Source organism: Acidimicrobiales bacterium (assembly GCA_035547835.1).
Lineage (GTDB): Bacteria > Actinomycetota > Acidimicrobiia > Acidimicrobiales > Iamiaceae > DASZTW01.
Genome location: DASZTW010000007.1, coordinates 307,777 through 330,538, shown reverse-complemented (window position 1 = coordinate 330,538; position 22,762 = coordinate 307,777). Strand labels below are relative to the sequence as shown.

The window sequence follows — 22,762 nt, the reverse complement described above, 5'->3', positions numbered from 1 at the left end:
AGATGGCAGACCAGATCCCGTTGGTCGACTACCTGGTGCTGGGGGACCAGCCGCACCTCGTGGCTCACGAGTGCACGTCGTGCGGCGCCCGGTACTTCGACCGGCGGAACGCGTGCGCCTCGTGCGAAGGCGACCAGTTCAAGACCGTCGACGTGAGCACGGACGGCGAGGTGCTCGCCTACACGATCGTGGCGTTCGCCGCACCGGGCGTTCCCGTTCCCTATGTGGCGGCCTTGGTCGACTGCGACGGGACGAAGGTTCGCGGCAACCTGCTCAACGTGGAGCCCGACCCCGAGCACGTGTCGCTCGGGATGAGGGTCAAGCTGACCACGACGCTGGTCGGCACCGACAGCGCAGGCACGGAAGCGATCGGCTACGGCTTCGAGCCGGCGGCCTGAAGGGAGCATGACGATGGCTGAAGACGTCTGGATCCTCGGGATCCACATGACCAAGTTCGGCAAGCACCCCGAGCTCGACACCGTCGACCTCGCTGCGGAAGCCGCCCGTGCCGCGCTGGCCGATGGTGGCGTGACCATGAAGCAGATGGGCGTGCTCGCCGCAGGGAACCTGATGGCGGCCGGCGGTGGCATCGGCCAGCAACTCCAAAAGCAGATCGGCCAGACCGGCATCCCCGTGTACAACGTGGCGAACGCGTGCGCCACGGGCGCGACGGCGCTGCGCACGGCGATCATGGCGATCAAGGCCGGCGAGTGCGACATGGGCCTCGCGGTCGGTGTCGAGAAGCTCGCGGGCGCAGGCTTGTTGGCCGGCGGCAGCCGCAAGGCGGACAGCGACACCTGGGAGCCGCACGGTCGGCTTGGTGCGGTGGCCCCCATCGACGGTCGCATCGGCACCGAGACCATGCCCGGTGTGTTCGCGCAGATCGGCATGGAGTACGGCCACAAGTACGGCGGCACGAGCTTCGAGCTGTTCGCCCGCATCAGCGAGAAGAACCACCTGCACAGCACGCTGAACCCGCTGGCGGCTTACAACAAGAAGATGACGCTCGAGCAGATCATGGGCGACGTGATGATCGCTTACCCGAACACCCGGCCGATGTGCTCGGCCAACTGCGACGGCGCGGCGGCAGCGGTGGTGATCAGCGACTCGGCGCTCAAGAAGCTCTCGAAGGAGCAGCAGCGACGTGCCGTGAAGGTGTCCGCGTCGATCCTCACCTCGGACCCTTGGTCCGACGGATGCCAGATCCTGCCCGACGTCAACACGCTCACGAAGCTGGCCGCCAAGCAGGCGTACGAGCAGGCGGGCGTCGGCCCCGAAGACCTCAATCTCGTCGAGTTGCACGACTGCTTCGCGACCGCCGAGCTCGTCCATTACGACAACCTCGGGCTCTGCGAGGAGGGCGGCGCGGTCGACTTCTTCGAGTCGGGCGCGCCGTTCCGCGACGGCAAGACGCCGGTGAACGTGTCCGGCGGCCTCGAGTCGAAGGGCCACCCGATCGCGGCCACGGGCATCGCGAACATCTGGGAGGTCTGCCACCACCTTCGTGGCGAGGCCGGTGACCGTCAGATCGAGGGCGCCAAAGTCGGCCTGGCACACGTGATCGGGCTGGGCTCGGCGTGCGGCGTGCACATCTTGGAGAAGTCCGCCGCTTGACCAACCCGTCGGCCCGAGGATCAACGGACCGGCCGCCGGGCGACGGCGGCTGTCTGACCTAAGGTCGACCCCATGAAGGCCGTGATCATGGCGGGCGGAGAAGGGACCCGTCTCCGCCCGCTCACGTCCAACGTGCCCAAACCGATGCTCCCGCTGGCCAACCGGCCGATGATGGAGCACATCGTGGCGTTGTTGCGCCACCACGGCGTCGACGAGATCGTCGTGACGGTCGCGTACTTGGCGAACGCCATCCGCACGTACTTCGGCGACGGCTCCGAGTTCGGTGTGCGGATGGTGTACGCCATCGAGGAGAACCCGCTCGGCACCGCAGGGTCGGTCCGCAACGCCATGGAGGAGCTCGACGAGCGCTTCTTGGTGATCTCCGGCGACGTCCTCACCGACATCGACCTGACACAGATCGTCGAGTTCCACGACGACCGCGGGGCACTCGCGACGATCGGCCTGGTGGCGGTCGAGAACCCCCTGGAGTTCGGGATCGTCATCACCAACCCCGACGGCAGCATCCAACGGTTCCTGGAGAAGCCCACCTGGGGTCAAGTGTTCTCCGACACGATCAACACCGGCATCTTCGTGCTGGAGCCGCGGATCTTCGAGTACATCGAGGCCGACCGGCCGGTCGACTTCTCGAGTGAGGTGTTCCCGGCGCTGTTGAAGGCCGGCGAGCCGCTGTTCGGGGCGGTCGGCGAGGGTTACTGGGAAGACGTGGGCACGCTCGAGGCGTACGTGAAGGCCCACCAGGACGTGCTCGACGGCAAAGTTCATCTCGATGTGCCGGGCTTCGAGCTCGGGCAGGGGGTGTGGCTCGGAGAGGGGGCCGACGTGCACCCGGAGGCCATCATCGAGGGCAGCGCGGTGATCGGCGACTACTGCCGCGTGGAATCCGGCGCGCGGATCGGTCCGTACACCGTGCTCGGCTCCAACGTGCGGGTGCGGCGAGACGTCGATCTCGAGCGGGCAGTCGTGCACGACAACGCGTATCTCGGAGAGACCGTCCGGCTGCGCGGCTCCGTGGTCGGGCGGGCGTGCGACCTGCGTCGCGGTGCTCGCTGCGACGAGGGAGCGGTGCTCGGCGACGAGTGCTTCGTGGGTGAGAACGCCCACATCGGCACCGGCGTGAAGGTGTACCCGTTCAAGACCGTCGAGGCGGGCGCCACCATCAACTCCTCGATCATCTGGGAATCCAAGGGCGCCCGCTCCCTGTTCGGCCGCCACGGTGTCACCGGTCTGGCCAACGTCGATGTCACGCCCGAGCTCGCCGCGAGGGTCGGCATGGCGTGGGCCACCACGTTGAAGAAGAACGCCACCGTCATCGCGTCGCGCGACTCCAGCCGCTCGGGCCGCATGCTCAAACGTGCGCTGATGACCGGCCTCAACGCGTCGGGTGTCAACGTGCTCGACCTCGAGGTCGCGCCGGTGCCGGTCACCCGGTTCCTGGTGCACCAGCCGCTGCCGTCGGGCGGCGTCACGATCCGTCTGGTCCAAGGCGACACGCAGGCAGTGATCGTGCGCTTCTTCGATGAAGCCGGTCTCGATCTGTCCGAAGACGTCCAGCGCAAGGTGGAACGGCTGTTCAACCGCGAGGACTACCGCCGGGTCCTGCCGGGCGAGATCGGCGACATCGGCTTTCCGCCTCGTGCCCTGGAGCAGTACACCGAGGCGTTGTGCGACACGGTCGACGTGTCGCGGGTCGCCGATGCGGGGCTCAAGCTCGTGGTCGACTACGGCTACGGCTCCACGTCGTTCGTCATGCCCAACGTCTTGGCCAAGTTGGGCGCCGACGTGTTGGGCGTCAACCCGTATGCCGCGACCGTCGGCACGATCGGGTTCGACCGCTTCGAGCACGCCGCGAACGTGGCGAGCGTGGTGCGGGCCTCGGGGGCTCACGTCGGTGCGGTGCTCGACCCCGATGGCGAGCACCTCACGCTGGTCGACGACGAAGGACACATCCTCACCGACACCGAGTCGCTGCTCGCGATGTGCACGCTGGTGTCCGGCCACCTGCTCGGCGACCACGTGGCCGTGCCCGTGTCGACCACTCGCAGTGTCCAGGACCTCGTGAAGCCACGAGGCGTGACCGTGTTGTGGACCAAGACGTCGACGGCGGCACTGATGGCCGCGAGCAGCGAGGAGCGAGTCGGCTTTGCCGCGGGTCCCGAAGGCGGCTTCATCCTGCCCGGCTTCCTGCCCGCTTTCGACGCCGCTGCGGCGCTCGTCAAGCTGCTCGAGTTGCTCGCCAAGGAACAGGTCCGCCTCAGCGAGGTGGTGGCGTCGCTACCTCGCGTGCACATGGTGCACGAGACGGTGGTGACGCCATGGGAACGCAAGGGGCTCGTGATGCGCAGCCTCATGGAGCAGTCGAGCGGCCGACCGATCGACCTGATCGACGGGGTGAAGGTGTGGCACGGCGATGCCTGGGTGCTCACGTTGCCCGACACGGAGGAGCCGGTGACGCACCTTTGGGCCGAAGCCGACTCCGACGCGGAGGCACGACGCCTGGCACAGGAGTACGCGCGCCGCATCCGCCAGCTCGTCCGCTGAGGCGCCGGCAGCCCAGCTCTCTCTACCTCAAGGCGAGGTAGAGGCGGCGCGGGGTCTCGGGGCAGGGCCTCGACAGGTGGGGTAGCGTCGGCGCCATGCACATCCCCGATGACCTTCGGTACTCGTCGGACCACGAATGGGCGCGCCTCGAGGGCAACCGGGTGCGGGTGGGGATCACCGACTACGCACAAGACGCCTTGGGCGACGTGGTCTTCGTGCAGGTTCCCGACGTCGGGGCTTCGGTCGAGGCGGGCGGTGAGATCGGCGAGATCGAGTCCACCAAGTCGGTGTCGGAGCTCTACGCACCCGTCGCGGGGACCGTGGTCGAGGTCAACGCCGACCTCGCGGACACACCCGAGCGCCTGAACGAGGATCCCTACGGCGAAGGCTGGGTGTGCGTGATCGAGGTCGGTGGGCCTGCTGCGGTCGACGGCCTGCTCGACGCGGACGGCTACCGCCAGCTGATCGAGGGGTAGGAGGCCGCGTGTCCGACGTGTACTGCAACAACTGCGGTCATCGGAACCCGCTCGGGTCGAACTTCTGCTCGTCCTGCGGCAAAGCGCTGACCAGCTCCACCTCGGACACGACCGTCACCTTCCAACTCGACCCGAGCGTCGACGACGAGGTGCGGCTCGATCTCGGTGAGGTCCCTCCGGGCGGCGTGCTGGTCGTCACGCGTGGCCCCAACGCCGGCTCTCGTTTCCACCTGGACAAGGATCTGACCACGGTGGGTCGCCACCCCGAGAGCGACATCTTCCTCGATGACGTCACCGTGTCGCGCCGCCACGTCGAGGTGCAGAGGGTGGAGGGCGGCTACCAGGCTCGCGACGTGGGGTCGCTCAACGGCACGTACCTCAACCGCCAGCCGATGGAAGAGGCGGCGATCCGCAACGGCGACGAGCTCCAGGTCGGCAAGTTCAAGCTGGTGTTCTTCGAGGGCGACGCGGGGGGCGACCAGTGACCGACCGGTCCCACCTCTCCATCGGTGAGGTGTTGAGCCTGCTGCAGGACGACTTCCCTGATGTCACCATCTCCAAGATCCGGTTCCTCGAGAGCCAGGGCCTCATGGACCCTGAGCGAACCCCCTCGGGGTACCGGAAGTTCTACGAGGCCGACATCGATCGGCTCCGGTGGGTGCTGCGCCAGCAGCGCGACAACTTCCTGCCCCTGAAAGTGATCAAGGAGCGACTCGACCGCAACGGCGGAACGATCCCGCCCGACGACGACTTCGGTCCCGACCAGCTCGAGCTGATGCCCGAAGAGCGCTTGACGCCGGCCGGCGGTCCCTCCGGCCCGACCACCGGGTCGCAGCCGTTCGTCGATCCCGCAGCGGCCCCGCCGGCTCCGGCTCCGTCGTCTCGCTCGGCACCGCCCGCCGCACCGCCGACCGCGCACGACGAACCGGTCTGGATGCAAGACCACGCACGGCGGGTCGCGGCACGGGGTGGGGACGAAGCCGCGCGCCGTGCCGAACCGGCGGCCACCAGGCCGCCTGCCGCCTCACCATCGACGCCAGTGGGGGCAGAGGTGTCCACCATGAACTTGAATCAGGAGGAGCTGCTGCGGGCTGCCGGCCTCACGGAGGCGCAGCTGCGGTCGCTGGAGCAGTTCGGCCTGGTCAAGGGACGCCAAGTCGGGCCGGAGCTGCTCTACGACGGCGAGACGGTGCTGGTCGCCCAACGCTCGGCGGCGTTCTTGGCGCGCGGCATCGAAGCGCGGCACCTGCGCATGTTCAAAGTCGCGGCCGAGCGCGAGGCCGGGTTCCTCGAGCAGGTGGTCACCCCGCTGCTCAAGCAACGCAACCCGGGCGCACGCCAACAAGCTGTCGACCTGCTCGGGGAGTTGATCGAGCTGGGCGACGCGCTCCACGGAGCGCTGCTGCGCCACTCGCTGCACGACTACCTCCACCCGCCCGTCTGAGGCAAGATCTGGGGTGAGTGGGCGCCCCCCATGGCGGTATGGCGGCAGGGCAGGACGAGCGGACGGCAGCGAGGCGATGGGCATTCATCCGAGGTGGCGGCGGTGGGTCGCGGAGAACCTGGCGATGGGCGCGACGGTGCCCACCTTGGTCGAGGTGCTCGTCGCGCGTGGCGTCGACCCGTTCGAGGCGGCGGCCGAGGTCCGCGAGGCCGACCAGCATCCCTACGTGTTCGGCGCACGCGACGTCCAGGCACAGCGGGCGAAGTTGGCGTCGGTGCTGCGGGCGCAGCAGCAGGTGGCCGCGCTGTCCGGCCATGCGGGCGAGATCGAATGCCGCCCAACCATCGCTGCCGACCTGTTCCTCGAGCGCTACTACTGCCGCAACCAGCCGCTCGTGTTGACCGACATGCTGAACGACTGGCCGGCGATGGCGCACTGGGGGCCGGCGTACTTCAAGAAGGTCGCCGGGGACGCCATCGTCGAGGTGCAACAGGGGCGCGCGTCGGACCCGCTGTACGAGCGCAACCTCGACCACCACCGCACTTCGATGGCGTTGTCGGACTACGTCGACCTGGTCACCTCCGTCGGCGAGAGCAACGACTGCTACATGGTCGCCAACAACAAGAACCTCGACCCCGGCGGCCCGCTGGAGGTGCTGCTCGACGACATCGTGCAGTTCCCGGGGTTGCTCGACCCGGCCAAGGCCAAGGGGCAGGTGTTCCTCTGGTACGGCCCGGCGGGCACGGTGACGCCGCTGCACCACGACGTGGCCAACATCTTGTTGTGCCAGGTCACCGGCCGGAAGGCGATCCGGCTGATCTCGCCGTCGCAGACGCCCTTGCTCTACAACGACATCGGCGTGTTCAGCGCAGTCGACGCCGCGGCCCCCGACCTCGACCGGTTCCCGTCGTACCGGGAGGTGCAGCCGGTGGAGTTCGTGCTCGAGCCCGGCGAGGTGCTGTTCATCCCCGTGGGGTGGTGGCACACGGTCCGCTCGCTCGAGCCGTCCATCTCGGTGTCGTTCACGAACTTCGCGTTCCCGAACACGTTCGAGTGGACGCACCCGACCCGGGAGCAGTGAGGCCCGGCGCCACCTGGATGTGACCCGAGCGGCCTTGTTCGAGCGGGGCGCCGCGGCGACGACGCCCACCGACCTCGGGCGGGTGGGCGGTAGGGTGCAAACCGTGGTCGAGATGGAACTGGTCGGCGTCCGTGTCGAGCTTCCGACGAACACCCCGATCGCGCTCCTCCGCGAGCGTGAGGGTCAACGCAGGATGCTGCCGATCCTCATCGGCGGGCCTGAAGCAGCCGCGATCGCGTTCGCGCTCGACGAGGTCGTGACGCCGCGACCGCTGACCCACGACCTCATGAAGCTCCTGCTCGACGAGCTCGAGACCGCGGTGGAGCGGGTGGTCGTGACGGAGCTCCGAGACGGCACGTTCTATGCCGAACTGGTCCTGCGACGAGCCGACGGCGTGCATGTCGTGTCGAGCCGGCCTTCCGACGCGATCGCACTCGCGGCCCGCACCGGGTCGCCGATCTTCGCCGACGAAGCGGTGATGGACGAGGCCGCATACCTCGCGGCCGACGACGAGGACGAAGAGCCGGAGGAAGCCGAGGAAGTTGTCGAGCAGTTCAAGGACTTTCTCGACTCGGTCAACCCCGAGGACTTCGGAACTGCCTGAGCGCGATCGGGACGTGACCTCCCGTTGACGCCGCGCGCGCGGTGCCGTACGGTTGATGGGTCACAAGCTCGTAGTTTCACTCCTGTCACCCTGAGGCATTCGGGAGCTACCGTGCGCGAAGGATTCAGCGGCCGCCGAGCGGCCGACATCGTCGGCATCACTTACCGCCAACTCGACTACTGGGCACGCACCGATCTCGTCCGTCCGTCGCTTGCCGACGCGCACGGCAGCGGGTCGCGGCGCTCGTACTCCTACCGCGACCTGCTCGAGTTGAAGGTCATCAAGAGCCTGCTCGACGCCGGCATCCGCCTCGAGTCGGTCCGTACCGTCTTCACCATGCTGCGCGACCATCTCGGAGAAGACGTTGCCTCGGCCAACCTCGTCATCGACGGTTCGACTGCCATGCTCGTGCGCGACGAGGAGATCATCGACCTGGTCAAGGAAGGGCAGGGTGTGCTCAACCTGCTGTCGATCGAGTCGGTGAAGGCCCAGCTCGACACCGTGATCGACCTGCGTGAGGCACACGACGGTGAGGCCGACGCGCCGGCACCCACCACCCGCCGCCGCGCCCACGCCTGAGGCAGCCCACGAGCCGTTCCGGGATGACCCGGGGTCGGCCTACGATCGCCGTCCGTGACTGACGACGCGCCTCTCCGCCACTCGCCCCTCGACGCTGCCCACCGAGCGCTCGGCGCCAAGATGGTCCCGTTCGGTGGCTGGGACATGCCGCTGCAGTACGCCGGCGGCACCCTCGCCGAGCATCGCGCCTGTCGGGCGCGTGCCGTCGTGTTCGACGTCAGCCACCTCGGCACCCTCGACGTGTCCGGGCCCGGCAGCCACGACCGGCTGCAGCAGGCGTTCACCAACGACCTCGACAAGGTCGAGGCCGGCCGTGCGCAGTACACGCACCTGCTCGACCCCGACGATGCCTCGGTGCTCGACGACATCATCGTGTGGTGGCTCGACGACGAGTCGTTCCACGTCATGCCGAACGCGTCGAACACCTCGCGCATCCAAGCCGCCCTCGGGGGCGAGGCCCCTGACATCACGGGCACACGAGCGGTGCTGGCACTCCAAGGCCCCTCGGCGCGTGAGCTCCTCCGGCCGGTCGCGCCGGACGCCGCCGACATCGGGCGCTTTCGCGTCGCACGGTTCACGTGGGAGGGGGTCGACGCCATCGTGGCCGGCACCGGCTACACGGGTGAGGACGGCGTCGAGGTCGCCATGCCCGCCGAGGCAGCGCCCGCGTTCTGGGACGCGGTGGTGGCCGCCGGGTTCGAGCCGGCCGGGCTCGGCGCCCGTGACACGCTGCGGCTGGAGGCGGGACTGCCGCTGCACGGCCACGAGCTCGGCGCCGGGATCACCCCGCTGCAGGCCGGACTCGGGTGGGTGGTCAGCTGGACCAAAGGGCCGTTCCGGGGCCGGGAGCCGCTGGAGGCCGAGCGCGAGCGAGGTGTGGCCCGGAAGCTGTGCGGCATGGTGGTCGAAGGCCGTCGTCCCCCTCGCGCCGAGCAGGCCGTGCTGATCGACGGCTCGCCGGTCGGCGTGGTCACCAGCGGCAACTTCTCGCCGACGCTCGAGGCCGGGATCGCGCTGGGGTTCCTTCCGCCGGACACGGCCGAAGGAACCGAGGTCGCCATCGACCTGCGCGGCACCCCGGTGCCCGCCAAGGTCGTGCCGACGCCGTTCGTGGCCAAGCACGCCTGACCCCCGCGCGCCGCCCCGGTGCGTCGCCCAATTCCGGTGGTGTGAGCAGGGAGCCACCGTGTGGGTGGTCAAGTGCTCACAGCACGGGTGGGGGGGACGCGCGGGTGGGTGGTCAAGTGCTCACAGCACGGGTGGGGGGCCGCGCGGGTGGTGGTCAGTCGGCGTAGGCGTCGAGTGGGGGACAGGCGCACACCAGGTTGCGGTCGCCGTAGCCGCCGTCGATGCGGCGGACGGGCGGCCAGTACTTGTGACGTCGCATGCCCGGCAGGGGATACGCGGCTTCCTCGCGGGTGTACGGGTGCGTCCAGTCGCCCGCGAGGCACGCGGCGGTGTGCGGCGCCTGCACCAGCGGGTTGTCGTCGGCAGGCCAGTCGCCGGCGCCCACCCGATCGATCTCGCGGCGGATGGCGATCATCGCGTCGCAGAAGCGGTCGAGCTCGCCGAGATCTTCGGACTCGGTGGGTTCCACCATGAGCGTGCCGGCCACCGGGAAGCTGAGGGTGGGGGCGTGGAAGCCGTAGTCGATGAGCCGCTTGGCGACGTCTTCGGCGGTCACACCGGTGTCCTTGGTGAGGCCGCGGAGGTCGAGGATGCACTCGTGGGCGACCAGGCCGTGGCCGCCCTGGTACAGGACCGGGAAGTGGTCCTGCAGGCGGCGGGCGACGTAGTTGGCGTTCAGAACGGCCAGCCCGCTGGCCCGGGTGAGACCTTCCGCGCCCATCAACCGGATGTACGCCCACGAGATCGGCAAGATGCCGGCGGAGCCCCAAGGCGCGGCCGAGACCGGTCCTGGCCCGGTGGCAGGGCCCGCTTCGGCCACGAGCGGGTGGTTCGGCAGGTACGGCGCGAGGTGGGCGCGCACCGCGACGGGTCCCACGCCGGGCCCGCCGCCCCCGTGGGGGATGCAGAAGGTCTTGTGCAAGTTCAGGTGCGACACGTCGGCGCCGAACTTGCCGGGCTGCGCGAGCCCGACCATGGCGTTGAGGTTGGCGCCGTCGAGGTAGACCTGCCCGCCGGCGTCGTGCACCAGCGCGCAGATCTCGACGATGGCCTCCTCGAACACGCCGTGCGTCGAGGGGTACGTGACCATCAGCGCGGCCACGTCGGCGCGGTGCTCGTCGAGCTTGGCGCGCAGGTCGTCGAGATCGACGTTGCCGTCGTCGTCGCACGCCACCACGACCACGCGCATGCCGGCCATGACGGCGGAGGCGGCGTTGGTGCCATGCGCAGACGACGGGATCAGGCAGACCCTTCGCTCGAGGTCGCCGTTGGCCTGGTGCCAGCCCGTGATGGCGAGCAGGCCTGCCAGCTCACCTTGGGACCCGGCGTTGGGCTGAAGCGACACGGCGTCGTAGCCGGTGACCGCGACCAGCGCGTCGGTGAGCTCGCCGATCAGCGTGCGGTACCCCGCCGCTTGGTCGAGCGGGGCGAACGGGTGGATGGCGGCGAACTCGGGCCACGTCACGGCTTCCATCTCCGCGGTGGCGTTCAGCTTCATGGTGCACGACCCGAGGGGGATCATCGACCGGTCGAGGGCGATGTCCTCGTCGGCCAAGCGGCGCAGGTAGCGCAACATCGCCGTCTCCGAGCGGTGCTGGTGGAACACCGGGTGCGTGAGGAAGGGGCTGGTGCGCCGGTCGGCTCCGTCGAGCGCGTCGGCCGTCGTGGTGTCGAGCGCGTCGACACCGCCACCGGTCTCCACCGCTTCGAGGACACCGAAGGCTTCCCACAGCGCCTCCAGGTGGGCGCGGGTCGTGACTTCGTCCACGGCGATGCCGACGGTGTCCCCGTCGACCAGCCGCACGTTGATGCCGGCCTCCGCGGCGGCCTGCACGAGCGCGGCAGCTCGCCCTGGCGCCGCCACGCAGACCGTGTCGAAGAACCTGGTGTGCCGCACCTCGAAGCCGCCCGCTTCCACACCGGCGGCGCAGACCGTGGCGAGGCGGTGCACCCGCTCGGCGATGGCGGTGAGGCCCTCGGGCCCGTGGTACACGGCGTACATCGACGCCATGACGGCCAGCAGGACCTGCGCGGTGCAGATGTTGGAGGTGGCCTTCTCGCGGCGGATGTGCTGCTCGCGCGTCTGCAGGGCCAACCGGGTGGCGGGCGCTCCTTCGGCATCGACGGACACGCCCACCAGGCGGCCCGGCAGCGACCGCTTCAAGTCGTCGCGGACGGCCATGAAGCCCGCGTGCGGCCCGCCGAAGCCGAGCGGCACCCCGAAGCGCTGCGCGGACCCCACCGCGACGTCGGCGCCGAGCTCACCGGGGGGCGTCAGCAGCGTCAGCGCCAGCAGGTCGGCCGTCACCACCGCCAAGCCGCCGCCGTCTTTCACGGCAGCGATCCACGGCCGCAGGTCGCGCACCGCTCCGGAGCTGCCGGGCAGTGCGAACAGCGCGCCGAACGCCGGCCGGCCCACCAGGGCTGCCAACTCGTCGGGGGAGTGGGCGTCGAGGTCGATCTCCACCAGCTCCAGCCCGAGCGGGGTGGCCCGCGTCTCGACCACGGCCTTCGTCTGGGGGTGACAGTCGGCGTCGAGCACGAAAACGGCATCGTCGGGCGCCTTGGATGCCCGGCGCGTGAGGGTGAGGGCCTCGGCCGCGGCGGTCGCCTCGTCGAGCATCGACGCGTTGGCGACGGGCAGGCCGGTGAGGTCGCCGATCATGGTCTGGAAGTTGAGGAGCGCTTCGAGGCGACCTTGGGAGATCTCGGGCTGGTACGGCGTGTAGGCCGTGTACCAAGCCGGGCTCTCCATCACGTTGCGCAAGATGACCGGCGGGGTGATCGTGTTGCTCCAGCCGAGGCCGATCATCTGCACCATGGGCCGGTTCTGCGCCGCCAGAGCCCGGAGTTCGTCGAGCACCTCTGCCTCGGTGCGCCCGGCCGGCAAGGCGAGCGGGCCCGCGGAGCGGATGTCGCCCGGAACCGCGTCGGCCAAGAGGTCGTCGAGGGTGGCGTAGCCGAGCGCGGCGAGCATCTTCGCTTCGTCCTCGGGCCGCGGCCCGATGTGGCGCTCGGCGAACGGGCTCGCCTGCTCGAGGTCGGCGAGAGGTCGGCGATGGTCGGCCATCGGGGGCTCCGGGTGCGTAGCGGACTTCGGATGGCCTCCCCGCTGTCATCGGCACCTGAGAGGTTCACCCCGGAGGGTTTGCACCTTGGGTGGGGACCCGGCGAACCGGCGACCCGCTTTCCAGCGACACCTCGTCCGTGCGGTTCGGGGGCCTGAGAGATTCCGGGGAGGAACTTGCTCCTTCGGCGCCTCCACGACGCTGTGGAGGACTCTCCCGCACGGCTTCTGCGGCCCCGCCACGCTACACCGTGCCTGCACGCGCCACGCGGTTCACCAGCCTGCCCGGCGCGGCCTCGCAGGTCGCCGACCGCGGGAGTCGGCGATGGCGATAGGTGCGGGAGCCCTCGCCCAGAGGGTCGCGGCCGGACGGGCGCGACGGAGCGCTGAAAGGTCAGCCGGCGTCGGTCGCTTCGCCGCTCCCGGCTGACGCGTCGTCGTGCTCGGCCTGGTGCTTGGCGTAGGCGGCCATGATGGCGTCGGTGGTCTGACCGATGAAGGTGGGGCGGTTGGCAGCCGCCCAGTCGCGCGAGTCGCGCAGCGACCCGGCCGAGCCCTGGAAGCGGGGGAACACCTCGCGGGCCACCAACTCGAAGGAGCGCTTGGTGGCCTCGACGTCGGCCCAGTCGTGGACCATGAACAGCATCGTGCCGAAGCCGCCCGACTGGTCGATCAGCCGCTGGATCTGCGCGGCGACGTCGTCGGGCGTGCCGATCACCGCGAATCCGGCCTCGTTCATCGCGTCGGCGAGCACCTTCGTGTCGTCGCTGTCGGGGGCCAGCGGCAGTGCCGCGACGTTCTTGAAGTAGTCGACCCAGCCGGCCAGCCCGAACTCGACATCGCGGTACGCGTCGGCCTTGGTCGGCGCGCAGTGGATCGGACCCACCAGCCGCCAGTCCTGCCGGCGGACGGAAGTGCCGAACTCCGCGGCACGCTCCTCCATGACGCCCCATGACATGCCGAGCAAGTCGAACCCTTGCGTCTGGGTGGCGCCGATCGACAGCAGCGAGTGCCCGAAGCGGCCTGCCGCGCGGGGGCCCGACGGCGACACCATCGCGGCCACGGCGACCTCGAAGCAGGGCTGGCTGTACGGCCGGAGCTGGAGGCGGGCGTCGCGCAGCGTGAACCAGTCGGTCTCCATCGTGACCGTTTCCCCCGCGAGGAGCCGGGTGATGGCCTCGAGCCCTTCCTCCATGCGGTCGCGCTGGCGAGCGACCTCGATGCCCATCATGTAGGCGTCGCTCGGCAGTGAGCCCGGCCCGCAACCGAGCATCACCCGGCCGCGGGTGAGGTGGTCGAGCAGCACCATGCGATCGGCCAGCATCAGCGGGTGGTGGTAGGGGAGCGAGTTCACCCCTGTACCGAGACGGATGTGGCGGGTGCGCTCGGCGGCCACGGCGATGAACACCTCGGGGGAGGCGATGATCTCGTGGCCCGCCGAGTGGTGCTCGCCGATCCAAGCTTCGTCGTAGCCGACCTTGTCGAGGTGCGCGACGAGGTCGAGGTCGCGCTCGAGGAACAAGGTGGGGTTCGGGCCGGGCGGGTGGAACGGGGCGAGGAAGACACCGAACTTGAGCGGCCAACCGAGATCAGGCATGGCTGGCAGCGTCGTCGGGGCGAAGCCGGTCGTCAAGCGGGGCCGAGCGGTAGGGTGGCGAAGCGCGGCCCGGGCAGGCCGCCAGAGGGGAGGAAGCAATGGCGGAGGCGATTGCGGCGCCCACGCGGGGAGCCGCTGAAGTGGCAGGACCACCGGGCGCTCCGGCAATCGAGCGGCCCGCCTTCGAGATCGTCCCCCGGCGAGGCGTGGTCATCGTTGCGGTGATCTTCGCGTTGTTGGTGTGGGCGATCGCGGCGAACAAGACGTGGCCTGTCGAGCTGGCGCACGTCGGCGGGGGAGCGGCGTGGACGATCCTCGACTTGTTCATGGGCCTGATCATCGGGCCGATCCTGGGCAAGTTGTCGGTGCCGGCGCGCATCGAGCTCACCACCCGCCTGATGCCGAAGCTCCTGCTGATCATGCCGACTGTCGTGACGTTGACCCTCGCCGGCGGCTGGCAGCTCGGCACGATCAAGGGCACCGTCTACTCGGCGTCGCCCGCGCACAGCTGGATCGTGGCGAGCTACATCATCGTGGGGATCATGGCCGTGATCGCCCTGGGGCTGCTGGAGCCGGCGAACGTGGCGGTGCTGTTCGAGCTCAAGAAGCCCCAGCCCAACCCGGAGGTCATCGAGCGGCTGATGAAGCGGTTCATCTTCACGGCCGGCGCGACCGGCCTCATGCAGATCGCCACGCTGGTGATCATGACGAAGGTGGCGGGCTTCCAATGAGCGCCGAGCACGACTCGTTGCCTCCGGTCACCGAGGTCGGGATGGCCTCGCTGGCGCTGATCGTGATCGGCGGGATCTACCTCGCCGCCCACCTGCCCGAGACAGTGCCACTCGCGCCGGCGGTGGGTCTGTTGGTGGCGTCGGCGGTGTTGTTGGCGGTCAATTTGGCGCTGCTCGCTCGCCATCGCGATTTCAACTGGTCGCGTTTCTTCCAAGTGGGCCGTTGGGCCTTGCTGGCGTACTTCATCACGGCAGGGATGATCGAGTACGCGTTCGTGCGAGACCACCTCCGTGGCGGCCCCCTGTGGGTCCTGACTTTGTCGTTGGTGGTCTACGCGGTGCACGTACCCGTGCTCATCGCGTTCACCGTCGCCCGCCACGAGGCGCGCGCGGCCGAGGCGCCGGAGGCGGCTCAGGCGAGTTGACGGGCGATCGTCGCCATGTCGAAGTAGGTCCGGATCCCCACCAGATCGGCCTCGCGGAACTCGAAGAACGACGCGACCCGGCAACGGAACGGCTTGGCGCCGTCGGGCACCTCGTCAACGGTGCCGGTGTACGTGCCGATCAGCCACAGCTCCGCGGCGATGGAGTCGATGGCGTGGTGCAGGGCGATGACTTCCGTGTGGAGATCGGGGAAGGCCTGATGACGCCGGGTGAGGTACCCCCGCACCTGCTCGACGCCCTCGAAGGCCCGCCCGGTGCCTCCGATCAGCTCGTAGCGCGGGTGGGCGAACGTGGCGAGGATGCGGCTGGTGTCCCCGGTGGCCTCGGCGTCGAGGTGCGCTTGAAGCGCCGCTTCGCGCCGGCGGCGCAAGTGCTCGTCGATGGCGACGACAGCCACAGGCCAGGTCAGGAGCCGTCGTCGAGGCAGTCGGGTTCTTCGGTGAGGATCCAGTCGAACAACGGCTGCGCGCCGAACCAGCCGGCGATCGACGATCCGACCTTGCGGTGCGTGTCCTTGGCAACAGCCGGGTCGATCTCGACGGGGTCGCCGGCGGCCATCGCGAGGAGCTCGGCCTCGCAGGTGCGCTCCATGGTGACGAACCAGAACAAGGCTTCGTCGACGGTCTTGCCGACCGTGATCAGGCCGTGGTTTGCCAGCACGGCCGCTTTGGTGTCGCCGACCGCGGCGGCGATCCGCTTGCCTTCCTCGAGGTCGTCGGCCACCCCGCCGTACCCGTCGTACAGGCCGTGGTCCTCGTAGAAGATGCACGCGTCCTGCGTGAGGGCGCGCAGCGGCCGGTGCAGCGACGAGAAGGCCTTGCCGTAGATCGAGTGCGAGTGGGCCGCTGCCACGACGTCCGGCCGTGCGGCGTGGACCTGGGAGTGGATGGCGAAGGCCGCTTGGTTGAGCGGCCAGTTGCCCTCGACGATGTCGCCTTGGTGGTTGACGAGGATCAGGTCGCGGACCCGGATGTGGCGAAAGCTCATCCCGAACGGGTTCACCCAGAAGTGGTCGAGCTGCTCGGGATCACGCGCGGTGATGTGGCCGGCCACCCCTTCGTTGAAACCGAGCCGGCCGAAGATGCGGAACGCGGCCGCGAGGCGCTGCTTGCGGTGGACTCGCTCCTCTTCGGGTGACCGTTCGACGAACGGGTTGAGCGGCTGACGATCGCTGACCATGAGGCCTCCCCTTTGTCGCCCCACCAATCCTACGGTCAGATGAGCAGGCCGTCGTCGACAGCGGCGAGTGAGCCTTCCGCCTCGACCAGTCGCTCGTCGGCGCCAGGCTCGACCTCCACGGGCGCGCGGGCCGGCAGGTACTTGTACGCCACGAACGCCGCCAGCCCCATGAACGCTGCGCCGACGACGACCGCCGTGCGCATACCGTTCAGGAACGCCGTGCTGGCCGCGTCGTGCACTTCCTTCGCCAACCGGAGCCGCTCGGGGTCGGGCTTGCCGTGGGCGGGCCTGGCCCAGTCGCCGACCGCCTTCAGCGCCTTGCCGATCGAGTCGTGAACCTCGGGGCGGAACCGACCCGGCACGCCGTCGGGGACGCGGATCGTCGAGTGGTAGCGAAGGGCGAAGATCGAGCCGATCACGGCCACGCCCAGCGCGCCGCCGGTCTGGCGGGTCGTGTCGTTCACGGCCGAGCCCACGCCGGCCCGGGCGCGTGGCACCGATCCCATGATCGACTCCGTGGCGGGCGCCACCACGAGGCCCATGCCCAGACCGAACACGAACCGCACCGCTCCGCCGCCGATCACCGACGACATCACGGTGTCTGACGCGTACGTGAGCAACACGGATCCCGTGATGACGAGACCGACCACGACCACCCGCTTCGTGCCGATGTGTTCGACCAGCCGGGGCGCTCGAGGCGCCGCGAGCATGATCCCGAACGCCACGGGCGCGGTGAGCATGCCGGCTTCGAGCGGGCTGTACAGCAGCACGAACTGGAAGTACTGGGTCAGCAGGAACGTGGAGCCGAACAGCGCGAAGTACGTCAAGGTGATGGTGGCCGACGCGCCCGAGAAGCGGGGGTTCTTGAAGAAGCTGACGTCGAGCATCGGGTGCGAGGACCGCAGCTCCCAGACCGCGAACGCACCGAGGAGCACCACACCGGCCGCGCCGCCGATGACGACTTCGGGGCTGGTCCAACCCTTGTCCGGAGCTTCGATGATCGCGAACAGGAGCGAGAACAGGCCGAGGACCGACAGCAGCGCGCCGCCCAAGTCGAGCTTCGTCTCGTCGCGATCGCCCGTGTCGGGCACGAGGTAGTGGCCCAACAAGATGGCGGCCGCGCAGAGCGGCACGTTCACCAAGAACACCGACCCCCACCAGAAGTGTCCGAGGAGGAAACCGCCGAGCAGCGGGCCGGTGGCGATCCCGAGTCCCGACACGCCGGCCCAGATGCCGATCGCCCGGGCTCGTTCGGAGGGGTCCGTGAACAAGTTGGTCAGGATCGACAAGGTGCTCGGGAAGATCGCGGCGCCGCCGATGCCTTGCAGCGCCCGCAACGCGATGAGCGTCCACGCGGTTCCAGAGAACGCCGCCAGGCCCGAGAAGAGACCGAACAGGAAGAGGCCGGCGGTGAGCACCCGCTTGCGCCCGAACTTGTCGCCCAATGACCCCGACGTGAGCAACAGGCAGGCGAAGACGATCACGTAGCCGTCGACGATCCACTGCAGCTGCGAGCCCGTGGCACCCACCGTCTCGACGATGTTCGGCAGCGCGACGTTCAGGATGGTGTTATCGATCGAGATGACCGTGAGCGACAGGCACAGCACGCCCAACGACCACCAGCGGCGGGCGTGAACCTGTTCTGCGGTGAGGGTCATGGATGGCACGCCCCGAGGGTGTGGTGTTCGCGCTGGGTGTGGGGCCGCGTGGCGGCCGAAGTCCTCCGACGCTAGTGGCCAGGCCCGTCCGCGACCTCCTGGTCGATGGGGGTGGGCCCGAAGTTGGTGCCGGGATCCGCCGGCTGCGGGGCAGGAGCGTGCACAATTCGTCATATGACGAAAAGCGACGCGGCGACACCGGAGGACACCACCAGCATGGGTTCGACCCGCAGCGCGGCGGGTCGGGATCGATGCCGTTGGTGCGGCCGGCTGCTCCCGACGCCTGCTGGCCGCGGCCGGCCGCGGCGGTACTGCCGCCAAGGCTGTCGCCAACAAGCCCACCTGGCCCGCAAGCTCGCCAACGCCCATGGCCTCGGCGACGACGACGTGATCGTCGACCGGGACGCGCTCGAAGAGCTGCAGGGACTGTTGTACTGCCTGCAGGCGGCGATCGAAGACGTCGACCGGGACCTCGCCGGCACACCCACCAAGGCCGACTATCGCGACGCCGTGCGCTGGCTGCTCGAGAACGGGCGACCGCTCGCATCGACCTGGATCGAGCCCCGCACGACCGCCGATTGATCGCCACCCGAGCATGTATTTCGTCACTTGACGTTACAAGCGAGGGGTGAGCGGTGCGGGGGACTCGACCGGCTTTTCCGTCAAAACGTTCCGATTCGTGCAGAAGTGGTTGCATAGTCGCCACTTCTGCGCGAGGAGTGCGCGAATGCCGGGTCTCAGGGGGATCAGGTCGCCCGAGGTCGCCAGAGGTCGATCCACCTCGGGCCTCGTCGACCACTGGCAAGATTCCGGTTGTCGCGGGGGTGGAGCGGGGACGGCAGCCGGGACTGCCGTCGGTCTTCCGCACGCATAACTTTACGTAACGTAGATTATCGGCGGTGGTGGGAACGGCTGAACGTCCAGCGCTGCGCTGGCGAAGCCGACCAGCGGGGCACGGCTCGGTCGCAGCGCTCCACCTGCGACATCGGTTCCGCCGGCGGGTCGGTCCGAGCCGATCAGCTGGTCTGCTGGATGCGGATGAGGTTGCCGGCGGGGTCCCGCACCGCGCAGTCGCGAAGGCCGTAGGGCTGATCGATCGGCTCCTGGACGATCTCCACGTCGTGACGCTGGATCTCGGCGAACGTCTGATCGAGGTCCTTGGTGGCCAACAGCAACATGGCGTAGGTGCCCTTCGCCATCATGTCGGCGATCATCTGGCGCTCGTCGTCGGTGATGGCCGGGTCGACGGCAGGTGGCGACAGCACGATGTTGACGTCGGGCTGATCGGGCGGGCCGATCGTGATCCAGCGCATGGCCCCTCTGCCGACGTCGAGGCGGACTTCGAACCGGAGGATGTCGCGATAGAACGCGAGCGACGCCTCGGGATCTTCGTGGGGAAGGATGCTCGAGTGGATGGCGATGTCCATGCGCCCGACGCTACGTCCGTCCCTCTGGCCAGACTTCTCGATTCCTGACCGATCCAGCAGTCGCTCGGGCCCGGATCGGGCGGCTGACCTGCTTCACGACGCAGGGCGGGATTCCCTCGCCGTCATGCGCGGCGTTGCGGTACGCGCTCGGCGACATCCCGACGAGCTCGGTGAAGCGGGTGCTGAACGTGCCGAGCGACGAGGAGCCCACGGCGAAGCACACGTCGGTCACGCTCAGCTCCCCCACCCGCAGCAGCGCCATCGCCCGCTCGATGCGTCTCGTCATGAGGTACGAGTACGGGGACTCGCCGTAGGCCTTGCGGAACTCCCGGCTCAGATGACCGGCTGACATGTGGGCTCCTCGGGCCAGCGCCTCGACGTCGAGCGGCTGGGCGTACTCGCGGTCGATGCGGTCGCGCACGCGTCGGAGCCACACGAGTTGTGCCCGGCGACGTTCGTCCCGGGCGGGGTGGGTCACCCCCCGATCGTGCCATGTGCCGTCCACGAGGCCGGTGCCCTGCGCGGGATCTCACAATGAACCCACGCGGGACCGGGGCCGGCAGCACCGCCGGCGGATGCGGCGGCAACGCCCCTGCCGGGTCAGGGCATGGCACCTGTCACGCGGCCCATCGGGACGGAATAGCGACCTGTTGGGTCGGGTTTTCCCCAGTCACCTTTACCCTGACATAACCCCGTCGCGGGACGGGCGAGATCGGGAGGACCGACCTGACCATGGCAGAGCTCACGACACAGACGTATCCCGTCCTGCCGCTCCACACCGGAGTCGTGCTCCCCCAGATGGTGGTCACCATCGCGCTCGAGAGCGCGGAGGCCAAGGCCGCCGCGGCATCGGCCGGCGAGGGAGGCCACCTTCTGTTGGTGCCGAAGACCGACGACCGCTATGCCGCGGTCGGTGTGATCGCGTCGATCGAGTCCACGGTCACGCTCCGCAACGGCCAGCGCGCGGTGGTCGTCCGAGCGCTGCATCGCGCCCGCGTCGGCGTGGGGGTCATCGGCACCGGCGACGGTCTCTGGTTGGAGGCCTCGCCAATCGACGACCCCGAACCCACCTCGCACCATCGCGAGCTGGCTGGCGAGCTGCGCGCCACCCTGCGCGCCCTGTTCGACAGCATCGGCAACCCGCGCCTGATCGACCTGCTCGCTGGCGTCGACGAGCCCGGCGCGCTCGCCGATTCGGCAGGCTGGTGGCCCGACCTGAGCATCGAGCGCAAGGTCGAGCTGCTGGAAGCCGTCGACCTGACGGACCGCCTCGAGCTGGTCACCGATTGGGCCAAAGAGGCCCTGGCGGAACGCGAGCTGGCCGAGAAGATCAGCAGCGATGTCCGCGACGGGATGGAAAAGACCCAGCGCGACTTCCTGCTCCGCCAACAGCTCGACGCGATCCGCAAGGAGCTGGGCGACGACGACAGCGAAGGCGACGCCGCGAGTTACCGCGAGCGGCTGGCCGGCCTCGAACTGCCGGAAGCCACCCACAAGGCCATCGAGCGAGAGCTCGACCGGCTCGAGCGCACGAACCCGCAAGCCGTCGAGCACGGCTGGATCCGCACGTGGTTGGAGACCATCTTCGACTTGCCGTGGAACGTGGTCACCGATGACCAGCTCGACCTGCACCACGCGCGCGGGATCCTCGATGCCGACCACACCGGCCTCGACGACGTGAAGGATCGCATCGTCGAGGAGCTGGCCGTCCGGAAGCTGCGCCGCGAGCGGGCCGGCGAGTTGGAGGCCGAAGCACCACGGGCCACCATCTTGGCCCTCGTCGGGCCCCCCGGGGTCGGCAAGACCAGCCTCGGGCGGTCCATCGCCCGCGCCTTGGGCCGCGAGTTCGTCCGGGTCGCTCTCGGTGGCGTGCGCGACGAGGCCGAGATCCGGGGCCACCGCCGCACGTACGTCGGCGCGCAGCCGGGACGCATCGTCCGGGCCCTCACCGAGGCCGGGACCATGAACCCGGTCTTCCTGCTCGACGAACTGGACAAGGTCGGCAACGACTGGCGCGGCGACCCTGCTGCCGCCCTGCTCGAGGTCCTCGACCCCGCGCAGAACCACTCGTTCCGCGACCATTACCTCGAAGTCGACCTCGACTTGTCCGACGTGTTGTTCATCGCGACGGCCAACGTCCTCGAGACCATCCCCGCTCCCCTGCTCGACCGGCTCGAGATCGTGCAGCTCGACGGCTACACCGAAGACGAGAAGGTCGCCATCGCCCGCGATCACCTGTTGGCGCGGGTCAACGGCAGAAGTGGCCTGAAACCCGGGGAAGTCGAGGTCACCGACGCGGCTTTGCACCGCATCGTCGACGGCTACACCCGCGAAGCGGGCGTGCGTGGCCTCGAGCGCCAGCTCGGCAAGGTCATCCGCAAGGCCGCCACGACCATCGCCAGCGACGTCGAGGGTGACGACGACGGCGCCAGGTCGCTCACCGTCACCATCGACGCGGGCGAGGTCACCAGCTACCTCGGTCGGCCGCGGTTCCACGCCGAGGAGATCGCGGAGCGCACGGCGACCCCCGGCGTGGCGACCGGCCTCGCGGTCACCGGTGCCGGTGGCGACGTGTTGTTCGTCGAAGCCACCGCGCTGCCCGGCGGCGACCAGCCCGGCGGTGAGCCGGGCCTCACCGTCACCGGCCAGCTCGGTGACGTCATGCGGGAGTCGGCTCGGATCGCGCTGTCGTACGTGCGCAGCCACCGCGACGCGATCGGCCTCGCTGAAGGTGCGGACCGCAAGCCGGTGCACATCCACTTCCCCGCCGGTGCCGTCCCGAAAGACGGTCCGTCGGCGGGCATCACGATGACCACCGCCTTGGCGAGCCTGCTCAGCGGCCGCCCGGTTCGACCCGAAGTGGGCATGACCGGTGAGGTCACGCTCCAGGGCCGGGTGCTGCCGATCGGCGGGCTCAAGCAGAAGGTCCTCGCGGCACACCGTGCCGGGCTCACGGAAGTGATCCTGCCGGCCCGCAACGAGGGCGACTTGGAGGATCTGCCGAGCGAGGTTCGCGACGCCATGACCTTCCACCCGGTCCACGACGTGGCCGACGTCCTCCGCCTCGCCCTCGCGGCGCAGGTGGATGCCGACCCCACGCTGTCGACCGCCGCCTGACTGCCGTCCCGCGGTCGCGAGCCTCCCCCATCTCGCGGCTGCGGGGCGGCCAGGGCG

At 69.4% G+C, this 22,762-nt stretch carries 21 protein-coding genes and 1 riboswitch; of the genes, 14 read left to right on the top strand and 7 right to left on the bottom strand.

The features are described 5' to 3' along the window. The first annotated feature begins 2 nt into the window (after positions 1–2). The 10 genes from VHA73_08550 to gcvT all read left to right on the top strand — a co-directional run bounded on the left by VHA73_08550 (position 3) and on the right by gcvT (position 9,485). Complete coding sequence (locus tag VHA73_08550; GenBank protein HVX18071.1) at positions 3–398, top strand: OB-fold domain-containing protein; 396 nt, start codon at positions 3–5, stop codon at positions 396–398. 13 nt (positions 399–411) lie between these two features. After that, on the top strand, positions 412–1,614 hold the full coding sequence (locus VHA73_08545; GenBank protein ID HVX18070.1) for a thiolase family protein: 1,203 nt from the start codon (positions 412–414) through the stop codon (positions 1,612–1,614). A gap of 72 nt (positions 1,615–1,686) precedes the next feature. Further along, positions 1,687–4,173 (top strand): sugar phosphate nucleotidyltransferase, encoded by a 2,487-nt coding sequence (locus tag VHA73_08540; GenBank protein HVX18069.1) that lies wholly within the window; start codon positions 1,687–1,689, stop codon positions 4,171–4,173. Positions 4,174–4,268: 95 nt separating this feature from the next. Further along, on the top strand, positions 4,269–4,649 hold the full coding sequence (gene gcvH, locus VHA73_08535; protein ID HVX18068.1) for a glycine cleavage system protein GcvH: 381 nt from the start codon (positions 4,269–4,271) through the stop codon (positions 4,647–4,649). A gap of 8 nt (positions 4,650–4,657) precedes the next feature. Beyond that, on the top strand, positions 4,658–5,134 hold the full coding sequence (locus VHA73_08530) for an FHA domain-containing protein (GenBank protein ID HVX18067.1): 477 nt from the start codon (positions 4,658–4,660) through the stop codon (positions 5,132–5,134). Further along, positions 5,131–6,093 (top strand): MerR family transcriptional regulator, encoded by a 963-nt coding sequence (locus tag VHA73_08525; protein ID HVX18066.1) that lies wholly within the window; start codon positions 5,131–5,133, stop codon positions 6,091–6,093. Before VHA73_08530 ends, VHA73_08525 begins: the two co-directional genes overlap by 4 nt. Before the next feature lie 124 nt (positions 6,094–6,217). After that, positions 6,218–7,174 (top strand): cupin-like domain-containing protein, encoded by a 957-nt coding sequence (locus tag VHA73_08520; GenBank protein HVX18065.1) that lies wholly within the window; start codon positions 6,218–6,220, stop codon positions 7,172–7,174. A gap of 112 nt (positions 7,175–7,286) precedes the next feature. Beyond that, positions 7,287–7,778: a bifunctional nuclease family protein gene (locus VHA73_08515; GenBank protein ID HVX18064.1), complete on the top strand. Its 492-nt coding sequence runs from the start codon at positions 7,287–7,289 to the stop codon at positions 7,776–7,778. Between the two features lie 111 nt (positions 7,779–7,889). Next, entirely contained in the window at positions 7,890–8,357 is a 468-nt protein-coding gene (locus tag VHA73_08510) for a MerR family transcriptional regulator (protein ID HVX18063.1), read from the top strand. A gap of 54 nt (positions 8,358–8,411) precedes the next feature. After that, the gene (gcvT, locus tag VHA73_08505) at positions 8,412–9,485 is read left to right on the top strand and encodes a glycine cleavage system aminomethyltransferase GcvT (GenBank protein HVX18062.1); all 1,074 of its coding nucleotides are present in this window, start codon (positions 8,412–8,414) and stop codon (positions 9,483–9,485) included. A 154-nt stretch (positions 9,486–9,639) separates the two neighbouring features. Here gcvT and gcvP read toward each other — a convergent pair whose 3' ends face one another. Both gcvP and VHA73_08495 read right to left on the bottom strand, forming a co-directional pair. Beyond that, entirely contained in the window at positions 9,640–12,555 is a 2,916-nt protein-coding gene (gcvP, locus tag VHA73_08500) for an aminomethyl-transferring glycine dehydrogenase (GenBank protein HVX18061.1), read from the bottom strand. Positions 12,556–12,685: 130 nt separating this feature from the next. Continuing rightward, positions 12,686–12,782: riboswitch (glycine riboswitch) on the bottom strand. Between the two features lie 164 nt (positions 12,783–12,946). Continuing rightward, the gene (locus tag VHA73_08495) at positions 12,947–14,149 is read right to left on the bottom strand and encodes an LLM class flavin-dependent oxidoreductase (protein ID HVX18060.1); all 1,203 of its coding nucleotides are present in this window, start codon (positions 14,147–14,149) and stop codon (positions 12,947–12,949) included. Positions 14,150–14,289: 140 nt separating this feature from the next. Between VHA73_08495 and VHA73_08490 the strand changes: the two genes are divergently transcribed. Together VHA73_08490 and VHA73_08485 are read left to right on the top strand one after the other, a co-directional pair. Beyond that, a complete protein-coding gene (locus VHA73_08490; GenBank protein HVX18059.1) occupies positions 14,290–14,880 on the top strand; it encodes a hypothetical protein in 591 nt (196 codons plus the stop codon). Then, positions 14,877–15,305, top strand: a complete 429-nt coding sequence (locus VHA73_08485) for a hypothetical protein (GenBank protein ID HVX18058.1) — start codon at positions 14,877–14,879, stop codon at positions 15,303–15,305. The genes VHA73_08490 and VHA73_08485 overlap by 4 nt, the downstream gene beginning before the upstream one ends. Here the strand turns inward: VHA73_08485 and VHA73_08480 are convergent. The 3 genes from VHA73_08480 to VHA73_08470 are packed head-to-tail and all read right to left on the bottom strand — an operon-like array spanning position 15,293 to position 18,161. Beyond that, positions 15,293–15,721: an ester cyclase gene (locus VHA73_08480; protein ID HVX18057.1), complete on the bottom strand. Its 429-nt coding sequence runs from the start codon at positions 15,719–15,721 to the stop codon at positions 15,293–15,295. The genes VHA73_08485 and VHA73_08480 overlap by 13 nt on opposite strands. 8 nt (positions 15,722–15,729) lie before the next feature. Then, a complete protein-coding gene (locus VHA73_08475; GenBank protein ID HVX18056.1) occupies positions 15,730–16,503 on the bottom strand; it encodes a class II aldolase/adducin family protein in 774 nt (257 codons plus the stop codon). 35 nt (positions 16,504–16,538) lie between these two features. Continuing rightward, positions 16,539–18,161 (bottom strand): MFS transporter, encoded by a 1,623-nt coding sequence (locus VHA73_08470; GenBank protein HVX18055.1) that lies wholly within the window; start codon positions 18,159–18,161, stop codon positions 16,539–16,541. A gap of 174 nt (positions 18,162–18,335) precedes the next feature. Here VHA73_08470 and VHA73_08465 point away from each other — a divergent pair, with 174 nt between their 5' ends. Beyond that, positions 18,336–18,743 carry a hypothetical protein gene (locus VHA73_08465; GenBank protein ID HVX18054.1) on the top strand — a complete coding sequence of 136 codons (408 nt, stop codon included), beginning with the start codon at positions 18,336–18,338 and terminating at the stop codon, positions 18,741–18,743. 434 nt (positions 18,744–19,177) lie between these two features. Here VHA73_08465 and VHA73_08460 read toward each other — a convergent pair whose 3' ends face one another. Next, the gene (locus tag VHA73_08460) at positions 19,178–19,588 is read right to left on the bottom strand and encodes a VOC family protein (GenBank protein ID HVX18053.1); all 411 of its coding nucleotides are present in this window, start codon (positions 19,586–19,588) and stop codon (positions 19,178–19,180) included. A gap of 10 nt (positions 19,589–19,598) precedes the next feature. After that, entirely contained in the window at positions 19,599–20,066 is a 468-nt protein-coding gene (locus VHA73_08455) for a helix-turn-helix transcriptional regulator (protein HVX18052.1), read from the bottom strand. Positions 20,067–20,320: 254 nt separating this feature from the next. Between VHA73_08455 and lon the strand changes: the two genes are divergently transcribed. Beyond that, positions 20,321–22,705, top strand: coding sequence for an endopeptidase La (gene lon / locus VHA73_08450; protein ID HVX18051.1), 2,385 nt, complete (start codon positions 20,321–20,323; stop codon positions 22,703–22,705). Positions 22,706–22,762 lie beyond the last annotated feature (57 nt).